The sequence below is a fragment of the Paenibacillus sp. MT124 genome (assembly GCF_058792755.1).
The window spans coordinates 6,327,332-6,347,962 of sequence record NZ_CM179500.1 but is presented as its reverse complement, the minus strand read 5'-3'; the positions used below and the strand labels follow the sequence as shown (position 1 = coordinate 6,347,962).

Annotated in this window: 16 protein-coding genes; 13 read left to right on the top strand and 3 right to left on the bottom strand. The window is 48.3% G+C overall.

All coding sequences use genetic code 11. The annotated features are described in order from the left end of the window. The first annotated feature begins 113 nt into the window (after positions 1-113). Both AC3RCI_RS28670 and AC3RCI_RS28665 read left to right on the top strand, forming a co-directional pair. Positions 114-1,439, top strand: a complete 1,326-nt coding sequence (locus AC3RCI_RS28670) for a GntP family permease (protein WP_343226060.1) — start codon at positions 114-116, stop codon at positions 1,437-1,439. A 22-nt stretch (positions 1,440-1,461) separates the two neighbouring features. Continuing rightward, on the top strand, positions 1,462-2,604 hold the full coding sequence (locus AC3RCI_RS28665; RefSeq protein WP_492527199.1) for a glycerate kinase: 1,143 nt from the start codon (positions 1,462-1,464) through the stop codon (positions 2,602-2,604). 111 nt (positions 2,605-2,715) lie between these two features. Here AC3RCI_RS28665 and AC3RCI_RS28660 read toward each other — a convergent pair whose 3' ends face one another. Then, complete coding sequence (locus tag AC3RCI_RS28660; RefSeq protein WP_492527198.1) at positions 2,716-3,762, bottom strand: CdaR family transcriptional regulator; 1,047 nt, start codon at positions 3,760-3,762, stop codon at positions 2,716-2,718. A 702-nt stretch (positions 3,763-4,464) separates the two neighbouring features. On the opposite strand from AC3RCI_RS28660, the gene AC3RCI_RS28655 reads away from it, so the two are divergent. Beyond that, positions 4,465-8,196, top strand: a complete 3,732-nt coding sequence (locus AC3RCI_RS28655) for a DUF4073 domain-containing protein (RefSeq protein ID WP_492527197.1) — start codon at positions 4,465-4,467, stop codon at positions 8,194-8,196. Positions 8,197-8,361: 165 nt separating this feature from the next. Here the strand turns inward: AC3RCI_RS28655 and AC3RCI_RS28650 are convergent, their stop codons facing one another. Continuing rightward, complete coding sequence (locus AC3RCI_RS28650; RefSeq protein WP_336782713.1) at positions 8,362-8,892, bottom strand: GbsR/MarR family transcriptional regulator; 531 nt, start codon at positions 8,890-8,892, stop codon at positions 8,362-8,364. A gap of 236 nt (positions 8,893-9,128) precedes the next feature. On the opposite strand from AC3RCI_RS28650, the gene AC3RCI_RS28645 reads away from it, so the two are divergent. The 7 genes from AC3RCI_RS28645 (at position 9,129) to AC3RCI_RS28615 (ending at position 16,084) form a co-directional block, all read left to right on the top strand. Further along, the gene (locus AC3RCI_RS28645) at positions 9,129-10,004 is read left to right on the top strand and encodes a carbohydrate ABC transporter permease (protein ID WP_336782517.1); all 876 of its coding nucleotides are present in this window, start codon (positions 9,129-9,131) and stop codon (positions 10,002-10,004) included. Continuing rightward, the gene (locus AC3RCI_RS28640) at positions 10,004-10,918 is read left to right on the top strand and encodes a carbohydrate ABC transporter permease (RefSeq protein ID WP_261779984.1); all 915 of its coding nucleotides are present in this window, start codon (positions 10,004-10,006) and stop codon (positions 10,916-10,918) included. Before AC3RCI_RS28645 ends, AC3RCI_RS28640 begins: the two co-directional genes overlap by 1 nt. A 33-nt stretch (positions 10,919-10,951) precedes the next feature. Then, entirely contained in the window at positions 10,952-12,328 is a 1,377-nt protein-coding gene (locus tag AC3RCI_RS28635) for an ABC transporter substrate-binding protein (protein WP_492527196.1), read from the top strand. Positions 12,329-12,342: 14 nt separating this feature from the next. Continuing rightward, complete coding sequence (locus AC3RCI_RS28630; RefSeq protein WP_154894495.1) at positions 12,343-13,110, top strand: HAD-IA family hydrolase; 768 nt, start codon at positions 12,343-12,345, stop codon at positions 13,108-13,110. Further along, a complete protein-coding gene (locus tag AC3RCI_RS28625) occupies positions 13,107-13,442 on the top strand; it encodes a DMT family transporter (RefSeq protein WP_492527195.1) in 336 nt (111 codons plus the stop codon). The genes AC3RCI_RS28630 and AC3RCI_RS28625 overlap by 4 nt, the downstream gene beginning before the upstream one ends. Beyond that, positions 13,442-14,443 carry a metallophosphoesterase family protein gene (locus AC3RCI_RS28620; RefSeq protein ID WP_492527194.1) on the top strand — a complete coding sequence of 334 codons (1,002 nt, stop codon included), beginning with the start codon at positions 13,442-13,444 and terminating at the stop codon, positions 14,441-14,443. Before AC3RCI_RS28625 ends, AC3RCI_RS28620 begins: the two co-directional genes overlap by 1 nt. 180 nt (positions 14,444-14,623) lie before the next feature. Continuing rightward, entirely contained in the window at positions 14,624-16,084 is a 1,461-nt protein-coding gene (locus tag AC3RCI_RS28615) for a carboxylesterase/lipase family protein (RefSeq protein ID WP_492527193.1), read from the top strand. 126 nt (positions 16,085-16,210) lie between these two features. Here the strand turns inward: AC3RCI_RS28615 and AC3RCI_RS28610 are convergent, their stop codons facing one another. Next, positions 16,211-17,377, bottom strand: a complete 1,167-nt coding sequence (locus AC3RCI_RS28610; protein WP_492527192.1) for a VanZ family protein — start codon at positions 17,375-17,377, stop codon at positions 16,211-16,213. Between the two features lie 307 nt (positions 17,378-17,684). Here AC3RCI_RS28610 and AC3RCI_RS28605 point away from each other — a divergent pair, with 307 nt between their 5' ends. The 3 genes from AC3RCI_RS28605 to AC3RCI_RS28595 all read left to right on the top strand — a co-directional run bounded on the left by AC3RCI_RS28605 (position 17,685) and on the right by AC3RCI_RS28595 (position 20,551). Further along, positions 17,685-18,026, top strand: a complete 342-nt coding sequence (locus tag AC3RCI_RS28605) for a zinc ribbon domain-containing protein YjdM (protein ID WP_154894499.1) — start codon at positions 17,685-17,687, stop codon at positions 18,024-18,026. A 476-nt stretch (positions 18,027-18,502) separates the two neighbouring features. Beyond that, positions 18,503-19,315, top strand: coding sequence for a class I SAM-dependent methyltransferase (locus AC3RCI_RS28600; RefSeq protein ID WP_492527191.1), 813 nt, complete (start codon positions 18,503-18,505; stop codon positions 19,313-19,315). Positions 19,316-19,489: 174 nt separating this feature from the next. Further along, entirely contained in the window at positions 19,490-20,551 is a 1,062-nt protein-coding gene (locus tag AC3RCI_RS28595; RefSeq protein ID WP_492527190.1) for an LLM class flavin-dependent oxidoreductase, read from the top strand. The last annotated feature ends 80 nt before the right edge of the window (positions 20,552-20,631 follow it).

Here is a 20,631-nt window from a genome sequence, read left to right as displayed (position 1 = left end):
GCACAACAGCCTGCTGCCTCGAATCATTGGGTAGCAGGCTGTTGTGCATATGCACAATGAATTTCGTCCTTTCATCAATATTTATTTAATGCGCCAGCCTCTATAATGAAAGCGTGTTCAACAAGAGCAAGGGGGCAATCACAATGGAGGCTTTAACTATTAGTTGGATTGGCGCACTGGCAGGACTTGCTATTGCCATCATATTGATCTTAAGGAAGCTGAACCCGGTCTATTCTTTGTTTCTGGGAGCAATTGTAGGCGCTTTAATTGGTGGAGCAAACCTGGAAGAGACCGTAAACATATTGGTGAATGGCACGCAAAGCGTCATGGGCACCGTGCTCCGCGTCCTTGCGGCAGGGGTTCTGGCAGGTGTCATGATGGAGTCTGGAGCGGCAGAGACCATAGCTCAGGCGATTGTGCGAAAATTTGGTGGAAGCAAGGCAATTCTGGCATTGGCACTGGCCACGATGATTATTACAGCTGTTGGGGTGTTCATCCCCGTTGCCGTACTTATAGTGGCACCAATCGCCTTGTCTGTGGGTAACAAAATGGGTATTTCCAAACTGGCCCTGATTCTTGCGCTATCTGGCGGTGGTAAGGCGGGGAATATTATCTCTCCGAATCCCAATACAATTGCAGCGGCACGTGGATTCGATCTGGATCTCAGCAATGTCATGCTGGCAGGTGTGATTCCGGCCATCTGCGGATTAATTGTAACCGTTATCGTGGCTTCGATGCTCAAAAATAAAGGCGTAATGGTTACTGATCAGGAAGCGGAGCAGGGGGAAGTGGATACCTCGCAGTACCCGCCGCTGAAAAAAGCGATTGTTGCACCTCTGGTAGCTATCATTTTATTAATGATTAACCCGATTGGTTCAATAACAGGGGTAGAAGTACTATCCACGTTCAAAGTGGATGCGATGTATATTCTGCCGCTTGCCGGAATCATCGGCATGCTGGCGATGGGACAAGGTAGAAACATTGTGAAGTACACAACTTCCGGATTAAATAAAATGACAGCGACCGTGCTTATTCTAATCGGCGCGGGCGGGATTGCGGGTCTGATCTCTGCATCCGACCTGTCAGGTCAGGTGGTTAGTTTAATTGAAGCATCCGGCATCTCAGGTACTTTCCTGGCGCCGATTGCGGGTATTCTGATGGCAGCAGCTACTGCCTCTACATCAACCGGTGTCATTCTGGCAACAGGCTCGTTCGGCGACGCGATTCTGAACATGGGAACGGCTCCGCTCGCTGCAGCAGTTATGGTACACACCGGGGCAACCGTCATTGATTCTCTGCCTCAGGGGAATTACTTCCACGTTTCGGCAGACAGCATGAAAATGACGATCCGGCAGCGGATGGGTGTCATTCCATATGAAGCTATTGTAGGTGGGACGATGGCGATTGTAGCCACATTACTATACGGATTTATCCTCTAATATCAAGGATGGGGTGAGAAGAATGGGAGAGAAGACATTTGTACTGGCACCAGATTCATTCAAGGAAAGCATGACGGCGAAGGAAGTCTGTATTGCGATGGAAAAAGGATTGCGTAAAATCTACCCGACCGCCCGTTACATCCATGTGCCCATGGCAGACGGCGGGGAGGGGACCGTGCAATCACTGGTGGATGCTTCGAATGGTGCTATTCACCTGAAAGAGGTGAGCGGACCGCTTGGTCAATCGGTCATGGCGCAGTATGGCATTCTGGGCGACGGCACTACGGCAGCCATTGAGATGGCATCAGCCAGCGGCATTCATCTGGTAACCCCGGACAGCAGGGACCCTCTCCGCACGACCACTTATGGAACAGGAGAACTGATTCGGGCATGTCTGGATCTTGGCATTCGCAAAATCATTATCGGGATTGGTGGCAGTGCCACCAACGATGGCGGCACAGGCATGGCGGAGGCGCTCGGGGCGAAGTTTCTGGATGCCCAAGGGCAGCCACTTGCTCGTGGCGGTGGGGATCTGAACAAGTTGGCCCATATCGATGTGTCGGGTCTGGATCCGCGTTTGCAGGAAGTGGAGCTCATTGTAGCCTGTGATGTGACCAATCCGTTATGCGGAGAGCATGGTGCTTCAAGGGTATTCGGGCCGCAGAAGGGGGCTACACCGGAAATGGTACAGCTGCTGGATGCCAATCTCTCTCATTATGCGGAGGTGGTGAACCAGCAGCTGGGCAAGGATATTCGGGATGTTCCAGGCGCCGGAGCAGCCGGTGGACTGGGCGCAGGTCTGCTGATATTTACCCAGGCCGTTCTGCGTAAAGGTATTGAAATTGTCATCGAGTATACAGGTTTGCAGGGCAAGCTGGATGATGCAGATGTGGTGTTTACAGGTGAAGGGGGAATCGATTTTCAAACGAAATTCGGCAAAACTCCTTACGGTGTTGCACAGGCCGCCAAGGAAGCGGGCAAACCGGTGATCGCCATTGCAGGGTATGTTGGTGAAGGGATTGATACGCTGTACACGGAAGGTATTGATGCTGTATTCGGTATTGTACCGGGTGCAGCTGATCTGGGTAAGCTGCTTCGTGAAGGGCCGGAGAATGTGGAGCGTACCATGGAGAATATTGCAAGAGTGCTGAAGTTGGGTCTGTGATCTTGATGATTTAGTTATGAAATAATAAATGAGAGTATAACGGAGACGGGGTGCGGATCTGCCAGCGTGCAGATGCTGTATGCCCGTCTCTCTTTGTTATGGTGGCTGTTGTCACTGATGGAGTGAGAGCAGGCCATGGGTAAGTTCGATCAGTTCCAGCCAGTTGTGAGGGTCTCTGCCCGTAATGCTCTCTATACGTTTGAGGCGATACTGCAGTGTATTGCGATGAATGTTCAGATCGGTTGCCGTCAGGGTCATGCTTCCATTATGGTGGATGAAGCTGCGCAAGGTTTCCAGCAGATCTGCGTGATCTTCCAGCCTGCTAATGATGTTGGCTTGAGACGTCAGTTGAGCCTTGCTGAAGCTTACCAGAAAGTGCACATCATCAAAATAGAGGAGAGGAGTAGCTGGCTGAAGTGCCATCAGAATATTCATGACGGATCTTGCCTGCTCATAACAAACGGCAACGTTGGGTTCTTTACGGCTGACCGAAATCAAGCAGTGAGGCTGTTCTTGACGTATTCGCTCAAGGAGTGAATCAAGATCCGTCTCGCTTTGAATCATGATAATCTGTGCGTCACCTTCGTCCTCCATGGAGAAAGAGGGGAACTGCAGCAATACTTTGCCTATACTTTCATTGAATTCAGGAGTACTTCCACTGGCCTTGATGTAGAGGAGGGTCGTTGGCAGCTGCAGATCCAGGTTGTATTGCAATGCTTCCTTCCTGATCTTCAAGGAATAGGAGCCGTAATGATTCAATAGGCGTTCCAGAAAGGCCTTTTTGCGCGATGTTTCGTGAGCCAGACTCTCCAATTGGTTGCGTTGTTCAATGAGGAGAGCTACCGTTGTCCGTACAATGTTACAGAACGGGCGAACCTCATCCGGATGGCCGGAAATTCCGATGACACCCACATGCTGGTTGTTGATCGTAATCGGTTCATTGGTACCCATTTTCTCTAATTTCCCGTCCTGCCAGACCTCAATTCGGGTTCCGGTTGTCAGTGCCCGAACAGCGCCTTGATGAACGGTTCCGACCCGCTCTCTCTGGCCGCTTCCAATAATAATGCCCTGTTCATTCATGATGTTGATGTTATACGGGATGTCCTGCATCATTTTGTCGACGATTTCCTGTGCCTGTCTCTCGGTGAGCTGCAGCAACGCTATTTCCCCCTTTCTATTCATTTGGCTTAAATATAGGTCAACCGTTATTTCGAATGTTGGCATATCGATCTACATTGTTCATATGAACGAAATTATAAATGATTGATAAGGCTTACACAAATGACATATTCACCTCGATTCCGCGAGTGATGATATGATCCTGTCCCATTTCCCGCTCTTATTCGTTAAGGGTCCTTGAACTACAATCTTGTTGATGTTCTCTCCACGTTGATTTGATAGGCTCGACATAGAGGGGAGTAGGCCTTCGAGATTATCTGTTAATTAAAAAAATGATGAATAATGACGAAAAATGTAGATATTCAACCTTGTTTTTACCTTTAAGGAGGATATTATTCCATTTTTTAGATTGATTGTTCAGAATCCGTTCAGAGTTGTGTACTACAATAGACCTAAATTGCGGACCATTTGAATGGAATAGAAGGGGAGGACATAGGTTTATGTTTTACAGGAAGCTAGTAAGTTGTTTATTAGTTGCAGTTCTGTTGTTACAGGTTGTTAGTGTAGGAGGGGTAGCGAATGCAGCTTCACCTCTAGGGGATCTCAACGAGGCTAAGAGGAACGCAAACGTTGCTGAGGTCCAACGCATTATTGATGAAAATGGTTTTCTAACGATACCAGATGGGTATACATCCATGGATGATAATCAAAAATTCGAAATTGCAAGAGGGATGGTTTTACTTGCTACCACGAGAGTACAGCTATGATAGCGATAGCCATGCTCAGTATTTCTTCAATGTGCTGTATTCTTTAGTGCTCTATACCAAACAAACTGACTCCTATCTTGTAAAAGAAGGGTTGGATGAGCTGTATCGTTTATTTGGACAGGCAACAAGGAATTTCCAAGGTGAGATGTTCTTTCGAATGAATGATGCTGGTATGAAATACGACATCCTAAGAGGAGCGGATAAGGAAATATTTGCGAGTTGGATGCAATTTGCAAACGCGACGAGATATCCGGATGAAACGATCAACTATGAAATGCAGCTTGAATATATGATCAATGAGCTGTCTAATTACCATGGTATTAATGATGCTTTCAATTCTGGGGAGATGTTAGATGTTTTAAATAAACTCTATCAACTGGATGATTTAGTGAATCGGTATATAGCCTCTCATTCAAACAGTGCTGCTCTACCTCTCCCATTGCATCTGAGCAAGATGTCAGCCATTAATAGTAACGTACAAAAGAGGATGGAATTGGCGCAGTGGATAATTGATCAAAGACCGATTGGAGGATATAACACCCCAGAAGAATTACAAGCTACATTTGATGCATTTTTTGCACCTGCCGTACCTTCTGTGAGTGCCGACGATGAAACCAACTTAATCGTGGGTGCAGACGATACGATGGAATATAGCACGAATGCTGGCTTAGATTGGTTTGTTTACAGTTCTACTAACCCGCCTCAATTTGACGGTGTGCAAACGGTATGGGTGCGTGTGAAGGCAACTGGAAGTAGCCCAGCAGGTCCTTACGAGACATTGACGTACACCGAGAATAGAGGAGCAGATCCACTTGAGGCACTAAACTTGGCAAAAAGCCATGCAGATGTAGCTGGTGTACTCGTGGCAGTTCAAGACCCGCAAGTCGGAGTAATTCTCCCTCAGGATTTTGGCAACTGGACCAAGGATGAGAAAGAATCCATGGCTGAGTTTCTAACGCTTATGAACGGCAGCAAAGGTTATGTAAGTAAAGATCAAGTGCAATATGTGATTGACCTGGTTGTTTACCCTCGGAACCTCCTTGAAACGCGTGATTTGCCGAGCGTGGAGCAGAGGATTACAACGTATTTTGACATGCTGAGAGGTCTGCCTGAAGTATTCAAGGGGAATATGGATTCCAGCATCTCTACCATTTATAGTGTTGGAAAAAAGTATAACAATCTGTCGGTAGTAGATAAGCAGATTTTGGCGTACAATATTACCTTTGAACTTATGCGCAGTTCAACACCTTTATATCAATTTAAAGATCAGTTAACTGCTGAATTATCAACTTATATCCCGATCAATAACTTAAGTAACGGGCTTGAAATGCACAGTGCATTGGTAAACCTTCGATTGCTACAGAAGGAGTCGGCGCAATTTAACAATGATCCTTACTTTGGACATTTGGAGGATTTTCCACTTAATCTAAATAAGGTTGACCAATTGGAGCACAACACCTATCAAGAACTCGCCCAGTGGATGATTGATAAACGTCCAGTAGAGGGTTACGAAAGCTACCAAGCAATTCAACAAACGTTCAATGCTTTCTTTGGCCCATTATCACCCATGGAACAACTAAACGATGCAGTGGATGCAGAAAATGTAGATGAGGTTCTATCTATTATCCGCAACAGCCCTGAGTTTGTAACACTTCCTGCGGGTTTCAATGATCTTACTCCTGAAGAGCAGTTAGCTGTAGCTCAAGCTTTGATTGATTTGCTTCCGGATAAATATGATTATGAAAATGAAGGACAAGTAAGATACACCGTTGAGCTGGCATATGAAGCTGTGCTTGCCTATAAGGCAACGAGTCAGGCCGAGATGCAAAATCATTTGGATAATTTCTATTTGAAGCTTTCTCAAGTCAATGAATATATCTCGATGGAAGACTTCGAAGACTACGAAGAATTCCGTGAGCTTAGCAAAAAGTACGTAGAGGGATCTGTTGTAGATCAAAAATTGATCGCTTATATGGCTCGCCTCATCTTCAAAGAAGAGGGTATGTCAGTGGATAAGGCTGTGCTCGGCATGGTTATGATCTTGACCATTTCTCCGTCTCTTAATGTAAACACAGCAGACGAGATGAGCCAGACCTTGTTTACACTTCTGATGATTCAACAAGAGGTGGAAGAGTACAACAAACAATCGGATCATGAAAAATTGGATGACTTCCCATTGAATTTCTCGAAATTAGCAGATGCATTGAGTGATGAATCTAAGATCGAAAAACTCGCACAATGGATGCTGGATAAAAAACCGGCTAACGGTTATGGAAGCTATACCGAGGTTCAATCGGCATTTGACGAGTTTTTTGAACCCAAGACCCCGGTGGTCACTCCGCCAAGCAGTGGCGGAAGCGGTGGTGGATCTTCATCTACACCTGTAACATTAACGCCTGCAACCAACAAAGAAACACTTACGGTGGATGTGAATGGTACCAACGGGACCAACTTGGTGAAAACAACAATTACACGCACAACAGAGCCAAATGGTAAGGTGAAGGACCTCGTAACGATGTCTGAAGCGACAGCCAAAGAATCTGTAGAAAAAGCAAAACAGCTTGGCATGGATACAGCACGCATCGTCATTCCGGATGCCAATGATTCCGTATCCGAGACTCGCGTTGAACTGCCAAAAGCAGCAGTGAAACAGCTGAATGACGGCGGACTTAAGCTGGAGATTTCGACAGAGAGTGCAATCATTTCGATTCCTACAGCTTCGACCGCTGGTTTCGACCAAGACTTGTACTTCCGCATTGTGCCAATGAAGCAGGGAACCGAGCGCAAGCAAGTGGAAGAACGCGCGAAGCAAGAGCGATTGATTCAGCAAATTACGCCTGAGGCAAATGTCAAAGTACTGGCTCGTCCAGTCGAAATCGAAACGAATATGCAGAGCCGTGAAGTAACACTGACATTGCCACTGCGTGATAGTCTGCCGACAGATGCAGCAGCACGTCAGAAGGCTTTGGACAACCTGGCCATCTATATTGAACACAGTGACGGTACCAAAGAATTGCTGCAAGGCAAGTTGGTTCAGCTGAACGATGGCAGTGAAGGCATCGAATTTACAGTGAGCAAATTCAGTACGTTCACACTGGTTGTGGTCGATGGACTGAAAGCGGCAGAAACACCAAATAAACCGTACATCAAAGGTTTTGGTGACGAGTTCCGTCCAGATGCAGTCGTGACTCGTGCTCAAATGGCAGCCATGTTGGCGCGTAACCTGACGGGTGAATCTAAATCTGCGATTTCCGGTAATTTTGCCGACGTAGCGGCAACTCACTGGGCAAACAGCGAAATTGGACAAGCTCAATCCGCAGGGATCATGAATGGCATGAGCGCAACTCAATTTGTACCAGAAGGTTCGATCACACGTGCGCAGATGGCGACGATTGCATACCGCTGGATGCAGCAGCAATCGGGCAGTGCAACTGTAGCAACGGAAGCTAGATCATCCTTTACGGATGTGTCTACAGATTCCTGGGCTGCAGAAGCGATCGCATATGTACAATCTGCTGGCCTGATGACTGGATACACCGATGGTACGTTCAGACCGGATAGCCAATTGACCCGGGCTGAAGCAGTAAAAGTATTGAATGTGTTGTTCAAGCGTACCCCAGCAGTGGGTACAGGTTCACAATCGTTCTCTGACGTACCCGCGTCTCATTGGGCATACGCAGATATCGAAGCTGCAGCACAGCAATAATCATCCGTAAAATCAATAATAAATAAGGCCACCCATCGGGTGGCCTTATCTGTATTCTAAAGAACGAATCATATCTTATTAGATGCAAAATCCCACATAACCTTACTGCAACGAACCGTATTTCTCCTACTGTCTGCTCTCTTTAGCCACTCCATTTACACGGCTCTAATCATGTTCAACTGGGGCATTGCCATAAAACCCGCCATCCCGCAGCTGGTTTACAAATCCCTGCAGCCACTGATAATACTGCTCCGCATGCTGAAGTTTATGCAAATCCCGTAAAGCTTCTTCCCGCTCCTCTGGCAGGGTTGTTCTGGCAAGGATAATCTCGGATAACTCCGGGATGACCTCCTGAAGACTTTCCTGCATAACGTCGATCTCCCGTTGGAGTTTGGCACCAAAGAAGTTTTGAAAGGTACGGAAAAAGTCTGTTTCCGCCAAATAGAGATCCTGCCGTTCTCGCTTCTCCTCCAGTTTGTAAACCATCTGTGACTCGGTAAGAGAACGGACCGCATAGCTCATATTGCTTTTGCTCATGTTCATCGATGTCTTCATTTCTTCCAATGTCATGGGCCGATCTTCGAAATACATAATGCCGTACAGCTGGCCAAAGGAATGATTAACCCCGTATAAATCCATGGTATGGGCAATGGCGTCTATGACTTTCTCCCTGAGTTCCTGCCGATAGGACACCATCGTAGGCTCCTGTTCTCCGGCCGTTTCTTTTCCCACAATCTCACCTCTAGTATATGGATGGGATTTCCTTTTACGTCTTCATATTTTACATGACTTCCTGTGATTTTAACATAACCCGGAAATTGATTTTTCAAATGTATTATACAATCATTTTTGTACAGAAGAGAATAGAGAGCATTTTTAGCCAAGTTTATCCCTAATGTTAAATAAAAATTGAACGACGAGGAGTGTATGAATTGCGTGTGAAATTATGGAGGGAAACAGAGGCAATTCTGTTCACCCTTCCCGCTCTGGTCCCGCTGCTAGTTTTCTGGCTGGGGCCTCTGGGATACATCGTTTATCTAAGTTTTACGGATTGGGATTTTATGAGTCCGGATAAACTGTTCGTTGGTCTGGAGAACTACAGCTATCTGCTGACCAACTCTGAGTTTTACAAGTCGCTGAAGGTGACCCTGCTGTTCGGATTAGGGAGTGTGATCCCTACTATCGTTGGCGGGCTGGCACTGGCCATGCTCATGAACAGCCGAATCAAATCATCCGGTCTGTTCCGGACGCTGCTGTTTTCCCCTTGGGTTACACCAACGGTAGCTGTATCCATTGCATGGTCATGGATTTTCGAACCCGAGGTGGGGCTTGCCAATCTGATGCTGGGCTGGGTCGGCGTATCTCCCATCGGCTGGCTTAGGGATGCGGACTGGGCACTTGTGGCCGTGCTCATCGTTACACTGTGGAAATCCATTGGCTGGTCCATGGTGTTCTACCTGGTTGCACTGCGTAACCTGCCATCCGATCTGCTCGAGGCCGCATCCATTGATGGTGCAGGCAGCTGGGACAAGTTTCGAAGCATTACACTGCCATTGATCTCGCCAACCACGTTCTTCCTGTCGATCATTCTGACGATCCAGTCCTTGCAGGCCTATGATCAGATCAATGTAATGACGCAGGGGGGACCTGCCGGATCGACGAGAACACTGCTCTATATGTATTATCAGTCTGCGTTTGAATCCTTCAATGTAGGCGAGGCATCAGCCATTGCTGTTGTCATTATTCTGATCTGCGTACTGCTGTCGGGTGTATCATTCCTGCTCAGCAGACGCCTGGTGCACTACTAATGGACATGACCGCGATAAGTAAGCAAACAAGTAAGGGTTCGAGCCGTGAAAATACACAAAAAGAAAAGGTTCCCCGCGCAGGAAAAATACTGGGTACCGCCATCCGATATCTGCTGCTGGCGTCAATCAGCCTGGCCATGGCCTTCCCTTTTTACTGGATGGTGATCAGCGGCTTCAAGACCAATGATGAGATCTGGCAATTCCCGCCGACCTTCTGGCCCGAGACGTTCCGCTGGAACAATTATGTGGACGCATGGCAGTCGGCTCCATTTGCCCGTTACATGCTGAACAGTACAGGTGTTGCAGCTGCAATCTGTCTATTCCAGATCATCAACTCCAGCATGATGGCTTACGCCTTGACTCACATGCGTTTTCGAATGAAGGGCATACTCACCGGACTTATTCTCGTCGGGTATATGATTCCGAGCACAGCAGTTTATCTGCCCAGTTATCTGGTTCTCAGCGAACTCAGACTGCTGGATTCCTATACAGGCTTGATCGTATCCAACTGTGTCAGCGTGTTTTCCATTTTCCTGATTCGTCAGGCATTCATGCAGGTGTCTCATGAGCTTGTGGAAGCTGGACAGCTCGACGGTGCATCGCATTTCCGCATTTTGTGGACCATTATAGCTCCACTGGTTCGCTCAACATTTGCCGTAATGGTATTGATTACGTTCATCGACCAGTACAACAACTACTTCTGGCCGATGCTGATTACGAAAGACCCGAATCTGCAGCTGGTATCCGCAGGTCTGCGCAGTTTCTTTGTAGAAGGCGGAGCCTATGGACTGGCATGGCCACAAATTATGGCGGCGAGTGCGTTCACTATTGCACCACTGCTCATTCTCTTCCTGTTTACTCAGAAAACGATCATGCAAAGTGTAAACATGACGGCTGGTGTAAACAAAAACTGATTTTTACAACATATTTATATAGGAGGAATCACAATGAATTGGAGTCTGGCGAGTACAGTGTGGAGGAAAAAATTGAAACTCAGGTGGAAAGGCGGCATGTCACTGGTACTGGCGGCGAGCTTTGCCCTCATTACGGCTTGTGGTTCCACAGCGGACAGCGGTTCAGGTACAGGCTCAGATGCAGCAGCAAGCGGGGCGGATTCGTCATCCAGCGGTCCGGTTGAGATTGAGTTCTGGTATGGCCTCGGAGGTAACCTGGGAGATAACATGAAGAAAACGATTGACGCCTTCAATGCCTCGCAGAACGAGGTTGTCGTGAAAGGTATTGTACAAGCTGACTATACGGAGACGGAACAAAAGCTGCAGGCAGCAATTGCTTCCAAAAAGGTACCCGCAGCTGTACTCAGTGCCAATATGGACTGGGCTCGCAAAGGATATTATGCATCCATGGACGAGATGATTGCTGCCGATCAGGACTTCAATAAAGAGGACTACGTCCAAACCTTCCTGGATCAAGGGAAAGTGGACGGCAAGCAGTACTTTTTACCGATGTACGGAACCACTCAAGTCATGTATTACCGGATGGATACCCTGAAGGAGAATGGGATCGACCCTGCAAGTCTGACAACATGGGAAGCGCTGGCGGAAGCTGCCGCGAAGATGACCAAGCAGGAGAACGGCAAAACGACTTTCTATGGCTGGGAACCGATGTGGGGCAACGAAAACATGGTTGATGCCGTACTGGGCAAAGGCGGGCAAATTCTGAGTGATGACGGCAAGACCGTGATGATCGATTCACCGGAGTGGGTAGAGACATGGGAGCTGTTCCGCAAATGGATCCACGATGACAAGATCATGGGCATTCACTTTGGCGGACAAGGATGGGAGTACTGGTACAAGACAATTGATGATGTCATGAAAAATAAAGCAGCAGGATACACCGGCTCCAGCGGTGATCAGGGCGACCTGGACTTCAGTATCGTGGCAGCCATGGAGCAGCCGGGCTGGGAAGGTGTAGGACAAGGCAAACCGGTAGCAAGTGCAATCATGGCCGGAATCCCGGCTGCAGCAAGTCCTGAACAGCAGCAGGCGGCATACCAATGGCTGACGTATTTCTCGGAGACGGCCAATACAGCGGCTTGGTCCATGAACACAGGTTACATCGCCGTTCGTCAGTCTGCGCAGGAAGATCCGGATTTCAAAGCGTTCAGTGAAGAGAATCCACAGATCAAGGTTCCGCTGCAGCAAGCAGCGCATGCTTCCGCTCCATTCCAGGATCCGACGGGTGGCAAGATCAACGAAGCGTTAAAGGATGCGGCAGACCAGGTGCAGATCAACAATATGCCTGCTGAACAGGCCCTAAAGGAAGCCAAAGAGAAGGCTCAGAAGGAACTGGATCGGGTGAAATAAGGAGCTTAAACGAGATGTCTGAATTAAATTTATGGAACCTGTCTATCCCGATTGAGGCCATTCTGTTTGACAAGGATGGAACCCTGCTGGATTTTACGGTGATGTGGGGATTCTGGACGGATAGTGTAATGGAGAGCTTCAGGGAAGAGCTCGCCGCCCGGGGCCTTCCGTTCGCTGAGGATGAGATCCCCCATATTTGGGGGACGCGCCACGACGAGCATGGCCGGATGAATGGATATGATGTGCGGGGGCCGCTTGCCATGGGAACGATGGAGGAAGTTTATGCTGTACTGACGTGGCATGGGTACCGAGCAGGGCTGAGCTGGGCAGAAGCCAAAATCATCGTAAGGGAGTGTCTTTTGCAGGCGGAATATGCCATGAATAAGGCACGTCCCGTTCAGCCCCTTCCGGGAGTGCGTGCATTTCTGGAGCAATGCCGAGACAAGGGGTTGAAGATGGGTGTAGTTACTGCAGATGAGACGGAGAGTGCTCTCCGTCATCTGCAATGGATGGGTATCGAGTCCTTTTTCTCCGTAGTGGTGGGAACCGATCAGGTTGGACGGGGCAAACCGTTCCCTGACATGTTATTGCTGGCCTGTGAGCGCATGGGTGTCTCGGTTAGCGAATCCGTTGTGATTGGGGATACGGACGGGGATATGGAAATGGCCCGCTCTGCAAGGGCAGCATGGAAGATTGCTGTAGGTGATCCTGAACAGATCCGACTCTCCGACCTGACGGTACGGTCATTTCATGAACTGCTCGAAGTTGGGGTGACTGGATGACGAGCCATGCCTATATAGGATGGATATTGCTCGCGCTGGCCATCGGACTGGAATTAAGCGGTACAATTCTGATGCGAGTTTCGGATGGGTTTACCCGCCTGTGGCCTTCCATTCTGATGTTTGTCTGTTATGGAGCAAGCTTTACCTTGCTGAATTTTGCAGTGAAGTATATGCCTCTAGGGGTTGCCTATGCAATCTGGTCGGGGGTAGGCATTACGCTGATTGGAGTTGTAGGCCACTACTTTCTGGGAGAACGCCTGAAGGCGATGTCCGTCGTCTGGATGGGCTTCATACTGATTGGCATTATTGGACTGAAATGGAGTGATTCCTGATGGAAAATGAACAACAACGTGATCAACCGCTATTCAGCTTCCAGGTCATCACGGACACCCATGTGAGAGATCAAGCTGATCATATCTACAACCGTCATTTGGAGAAGGCATTAGCCGACATTACATCGTATGCCAAGGACAGCAGCGGAATCATGCATGTGGGTGATGTGACGGATCGTGGTCTGCCGGAAGAATACAAGGAACTGGAGCGTATTCTGGACATGTACCGGAATGTGCTACCCGAGATACATTATACCGTAGGCAATCATGATATAGGAGCCATCCTCTGGCAAGATCCCCCGATTAATCTAACCACAATGACATCTCATGAGGTCAGTGAAGTGTTGGGCCATGTAGATCAGGTGGGGGACAAGGAAAGCGAAATTACAGATACCCTCATGACGACGGAAGGCATCTGGCAGAAACGATTGAATGATTTCACCGCCATCACAGGCATGAAGGATTCATATCATGACCACTGGATTGAAGGATATCATTATATCTTTTTGGGTTCGGAGCAGCCCCATCCGAAGGACTGCGATATGTCTGCAGAACAGCTGAATTGGCTCGAGGCAGCATTATCCGAACAGGCATCCCCTGACCAGCCGATCTTTGTCTTTTTGCACCAGCCACTGATGGATACAGTAGCGGGTTCAATGAAAGATCAGGGATGGTTTGGTGTAAACCAGGATGCTGAAGTGAAGGCCATTTTAAGTCGCTACCCTCAGGCCATTTTGTTCTCGGGGCATACCCATTGGCAGCTGGAGGCACCGCGCACCATGTACGGAGGTGGTGGTCATCTGCCAACGATGTTTAATGCTGCATCTGTAGCGTACTTGTGGACGGATGAGGATGAGCATCTCGAGGGCAGCCAGGGTTTGCAGGTGGATGTGTATACCGATCAGGTCGTCATCAGAGGACGTGACTATGTAACGGGAACTTGGATTGAGGGGGCAGAGTACACGATCCCATATCCGGTGAAAGTACATGTCAACATGTAGGTTAATAGAGCATAGAAGGCTTCGCCAGATCCCTTGGCGGAGTCTTCATTGTGTGCATAAAAGTTCCACGTGAAACGTCTCAACCCGAGTCCTTTTGGGTAAACTTGTAAATTGGTCTTGCGGGGCTCTATACTCAATAGTATGTAGAACATTTGATAGCAGAGAGGATGTATACGCCACATGAGAGAACTTCAAGTTAACACACGGTACGGTACAGTTGAGGGAGAACATCTGCATGGAGCGAGTGTATGGAAAGGCATCCCTTATGCCAAACCGCCAGTGGGCGAATTGCGATTTCAAGCTCCGATTCCTCCTGAATCCTGGGATGGAGTAAGGGAAGCGAAGCAGTTCGGACCTGAAAATATACAGCCAAGACATCATCAAGCAGAAGGGATATTTGGGGAGCCTCCTGTGGAGTCCGAGGACAGTCTCTATCTGAACATCTGGGCACCGGAAAAAGAAAGCCAGCATCCTCTCCCCGTTATGGTATGGATTCATGGAGGTTCATTCACTTCGGGGGCGGGAAGCCAGCCTTTGTATGATGGAACCCAACTGGTCCTGCGTGGCGATGTCATCGTTGTGACGATTAACTATCGTCTCGGTCCTCTTGGATTCATGCATATGGCTCCACTAGGGGAGGGGTTCGCAACCAACGTGGGCCTGCTGGATCAGGTTGCTGCCCTGCAATGGGTGCAGGATAACATCGGAGCCTTTGGCGGTGATTCTGGCAATGTTACTGTATTCGGTGAATCGGCAGGCAGTATGAGCATTGCTGCATTGATGGCCATGCCGGCGGCCAAGGGCTTGTTCCACCGTGCCATTATGCAAAGCGGAGCATCGCAATTCATGCCTGCAGAGCAGGCTGTCGAGATCCGGAACGGTGTATTGAAGGTTCTGGGCGTCACCCAGGGTGATCTGCATAAATTGAAAGATCTCCCGGTAGAGCAGATCCTTGCTGCTGGCGAAACGGTCAAAAAACACAGCGGAGCAGCCATGGCATTGTTATTTCAGCCCGTGCTGGATGGTGTAACGCTTCCGCAATCTCCACTTGAAGCTGTTCGTACGGGAGCTGCCCAAGGCATCCCTGTCTTGATTGGAACTACCCTGCATGAAGGTGCGCTGTTTATTCAGCCGCATGTCCCTTATTCGGAAGAGATCGATATGGTACAGGCCGTCGACTTCATGACGCCTGACCTGGAGAACCGAGCAGCGATTGCGGACAGCTATCCCAAAACGGCAGATGGACAGGCTCAGGTCATGACCGATCTGTTCTTCTGGCGCTCTGCGCTTCAATACGCAACTGCTCAACAGAAATATGCCCCGGTGTGGATGTACCGGTTCGATTGGGTCATGCCAGAACACCCACTGCTGAGAAAGTCGATCCACAGCATTGATATCTTCTTTGCTTTTAACACACTGCATGCGTTGAAATCCATGAACGCCGAACCGGATGCAGCCGCTGCAGAACTGGCGGGCAAGGTGCAGGATGCCTGGATTTCCTTTGCCAAAAATGGCCGTCCGGAAACGGCTGGTGTAAACTGGCCTCCTTATGAGGAGAATCGCGCGACGTTGATCTTCAATCATGAAATTGAACTTGCGCATGACCCAGAGTCATCCAAGCGGGAACTGCTTGGCGTGTAAACGAGCAATTATAGCGTCATGGTACACAGATCAAAGGCGTCTTCCGTCATGCTTGATGGAAGACGCCTTTTCTTGTGTCCATTCAATACACTGCTGCTGTCCGAAGTGTCCGATGTAGGGCGTAATTCATTTACGGGAGGCTCTGATATTGGATACATGATCACAATAGAATGAACGGCTGCCTCTAGAGAAGAGTACCAATATGACGTGAATGAAGAGTGCTCCGAACAGAAGCATATAGAGACCGATCATGCCGATCGAAATCCATACTTTATACGGCTCAAGCACCGATTCATGATTGACAAAGGCATAATCGTTGACGAGCCGGATCATGGTAAAAATGAGCCAAGGTACATAAAGCGCGAGCCAGCGTTTAAACAGCAGCGGCATGGAAGGTTTCCCTGTCTGCCTGCGAACATACCGGAAGCGCATAAGTGCGGAGCCAGGTGTGTTGCCGTCCCGGATACTCGGAATAAGAAATAATACTATGAGCATTGCGATGGTTGTATTAGCTGCGCTGTTGATAACATTGGTACTGGATAGACTGAATATCGAGAGCAGATTGGATAGGAATACCACCACAACACCGTCGATGATGAGTGCAAGCAGCTGAGGGATCGGGAACACTTGGTTTTGCTCCACAATTTGCTCGCTTTTCGCCTGAATGCTGGCACGTGACGGGAATAGGGCAAGCAGGATCGGGGCTGCGAAGAATCCAAGTACCGCTCCTGACGTATTCGACAGCAGGTCATCGACATCAAACAGTCGATAAGGGCAGCTGTAATAGCCGTAGAATCCGGTGATTTGCGTTATCTCAAAAAACAGGGAAAGTCCAAATCCGCCAAGCAGGGCATATTTCCAGTAGGATCTCTTTTGAAAAAAATAACGGATATATATGCCGAGAGGCATGAGCAGCAGCACATTAAACAGAATTTGCAGAAAAGCTCTGCCTTGGATCATCCCCATGTAGGTGGACGGCTGGGACCATACAATCGGTGTTTCTTTCATAATATCTTTTACAAAAGCAAAGGGAACGAGATTGTAATATACCGTATCGGCTGCCTGCTGGGCACACGTATTGCGGGTGGTCGGAAAGGGTAGGATGACGAGACAATACGCAGCGAGAATATAAAAGATGAATGAAAAACTGACGGCAAAGCGAGACCAGCTAAAGAAGCCGTCTTTGCGATAGCCATAAATGAGCCACGGAATAAGCAAAAACATGGCAATGATTACGAAGATAAAGAAAGCCGTTTGTACAGGGAAAATATAAGAAGACATAGACATGGACATAACAGGGAACTCCTTTGGAAAAATATTTCACGGACGGGCAGCAGCCCGATCTCAATGTATTTGAACAAATACGAATCTGAAATGATTGGGAATCTGGATGGGTTTCGGGAATCTCTCCCGGATAGGTATATCGTATAGGATGCGTTTTAAAGTAAGGAGAGGCGAACCTTAAATTTCGTTTAAATTCCATTAACCGAACGCAGAATGGGGCTAACATGGATTTATCGTGATCAAATCGCTGGAAGGAACATGAGGAATCCCGTATACTTGCGAGAAGCCCAAAAAAGGAATGGAGAGTTCAAACAATATGTCCAATTTACCTAACTGCCCCAAATGCAATTCCGAATACACATACGAGGACGGTAATCTGCTGGTATGCCCGGAATGTGCGCATGAGTGGACGTTGGAATCCGAAACCGAGCACGCAGAAGAAACCAAAATAGTACGTGACTCGAACGGGAATGTTCTGAATGATGGAGATACCGTGACAGTCATTAAGGATCTGAAGGTGAAAGGCAGCTCGCTGGTTGTCAAACAGGGGACCAAAGTCAAAAATATCCGATTGATTGACGGTGACCATGATATCGACTGCAAAATCGATAGTTTGGGTGCAATGAAGCTGAAGTCTGAATTTGTGAAAAAGATCTAGAAGGTTACATATTTAAGGATGTAACAGAATGAACAAGGCGTGAGCGTATATAATGAGGTACATGTATTTCGTGTTGTAAGAATCTTTCGAGATGCATTGACAGGAAATATATGGATGATATATACTTTCTGAAATTTAACAGGTAAACGCAATGATCAGGAGTATTAAGGACTAAGGCTGGCCCAGAGAACTGCTGCATGGTGCAAGGCAGTCCAACCTATCCCCAACTCGCCTGTGAGCGGCAGGATTGAGCAGCAGTCATTCAGACGGACTGAGATTAGATCCTGACGGGCTAACCTCCGTCATCAGTGTTCCTGAGTTTCTGTGGCCCAGTAGATACGGAGAGATCTGTCATTAGCATGGTCCATGGATGAAGAAGAGTGGTACCGCGAAGGTCATACCTGTCGCCTCTTAGTTGAGGTGGCAGGTTTTTTGCATTTTTGACCCTAAATGAAAAAAAGGCAGGTGTCGAATGAATGACAAGAGAACGCATTATTGACTATTATTCCGGGTTTGACGAATGGGGAAGATTGGAGCGGGAGCCGCTGGAGTTCATCATTAACATGCATTACATCAGGGCACATCTCCCAGCAACTGGCCTTATTCTGGATAATGGCGCAGGACCGGGAAAATACGCGATGGAGCTTGCGAGAAATGGATACCGAGTAACCCTGTCAGACCTGACACCTGCTTCCGTGGATATCGCAAGGCAGAAGGCTAAGGAGTATAATCTGACGAAGCAGTTCGAGGGATTCCACGTATTGGATGCAACCCGTCTGGAGGGGCTGGCTGACGATACATACGATGCATCGCTGATGCTGGGACCGCTGTATCATCTCCAGACTGAACAGGAGCGGGTAGCGGCTGTAAGGGAGCTGCACAGGGTAACGAAGCAAGGCGGCATGGTATACATCGCGATGCAAAGCCGAATGCGAATGGGCATTAACTCGCTGCAGTCTCCCCAGCACTGGAAACCGAATGATCATATGGGTGCCATTCGTGCTTTTATGGAAAAGGGGACATTCGACCATCAGGATCAGGGCCGATTCACAGGAGCGTACTATTTTAACATTCAGGACATTCAACCATTCATGGAGCAGCACGGATTCGAAACGGTGAATTTGATTGGATCATCCAGCCTCGGAGCCATGCTCACAGCAGAACAGCAGCAGTATTGGAAAGAGCGCGGGGAGTATGAGGAGCTAATCCAATTCATGATTGAGAAGGCAGCAGATCCTACAATTCTGGGGATTTCCTCTCACCTGCTGTACATCGGGACCAAGAAATAATCATGAATGTCACAGAAATTGAGAATAATATGTCAAAATCATGCCCTCTGGAGAAAGAGGGCTCTTGTGTTTTTCTTCAAAATAGTTCAATATTAAGATACATAACAAAAGGTGATCTACTTACAATAGGTTAGATGAACGACGGATCGCTTCATAAACAGGGAGGAACAGAACATGGAAATCGGAATTAGTACCTTTGTCGAGACAAATCGAGATGTGAAAACCGGAGAACTTATAAGTCACGCACAGCGTATTCGTGATGTTGTAGAAGAGATTGTCCTGGCTGACGAGGTCGGTCTGGATGTATACGGCGTAGGGGAGCATCATCGTGCTGACTATGCAGCATCATCCCCGGCAGTGATTTTGGCAGCAGCGGCTTCACAGACCAAGCGCATCCGGCTGACCAGTGCCGTAACTGTACTGTCATCGGATGATCCGGTACGGGTATTTCAGGATTTTGCAACGCTGGACGGCATCTCGAATGGACGTGCGGAGATTATGGCAGGCCGGGGTTCATTTATCGAATCCTTCCCTCTATTCGGCTATGATCTGAACGACTACGACGAGTTATTCGATGAGAAACTGGATCTGCTGCTTAAGCTGCGTGATTCGGAAAAGGTAACCTGGGAAGGCAAGCATCGTCCTTCCTTCAATAATCTGGGCATCTACCCGCGTCCAGTGCAGGAGAAGCTGCCAGTATGGATCGGTAGTGGTGGTAACCAGGAATCGGTTGTACGCGCAGGTCTGCTCGGTCTGCCGCTGGTACTCGCGATTATCGGTGGTCGTCCGGTTCAATTTGCTCCACTGGTGGAGCTGTACAAAAAAGCAGCAGCTCATGCAGGGCATGATGCCTCCAAACTGACGGTGGCCTCACACTCTCACGGTTTTATCGCGGATACGATGGATGAGGCTGTTGAGAAATTCTTCCCACCTGCTCAGGCTGTCATGAACATGCTGGGCCGTGAACGTGGCTGGGGGCACTACAGCCGTGCAACATTTGATGCTGCACGCAGTCTTGAAGGCGCATTGTACGTTGGTGACGTAGAGACCGTGGCTCAGAAGATTATTTACTTGCGCAAGGAAGTTGGCATCACTCGTTTCATGCTGCACACTCCTCTCGGCACGATGCCGCATAATGAGGTGATGAGAGCCATTCAATTGCTTGGTAAAGAGGTTGCTCCAATCGTTCGCAATGAAATTGCACGTTGGGAAGCGGAGAATGGTGAAGCGCGTTAATTCTGCCCGTTCGTCGATCAGAGAAAATAGAACATCACTTATTTTAACGTAACAAAAGGAGTAGAGGCTCAGCATAACAA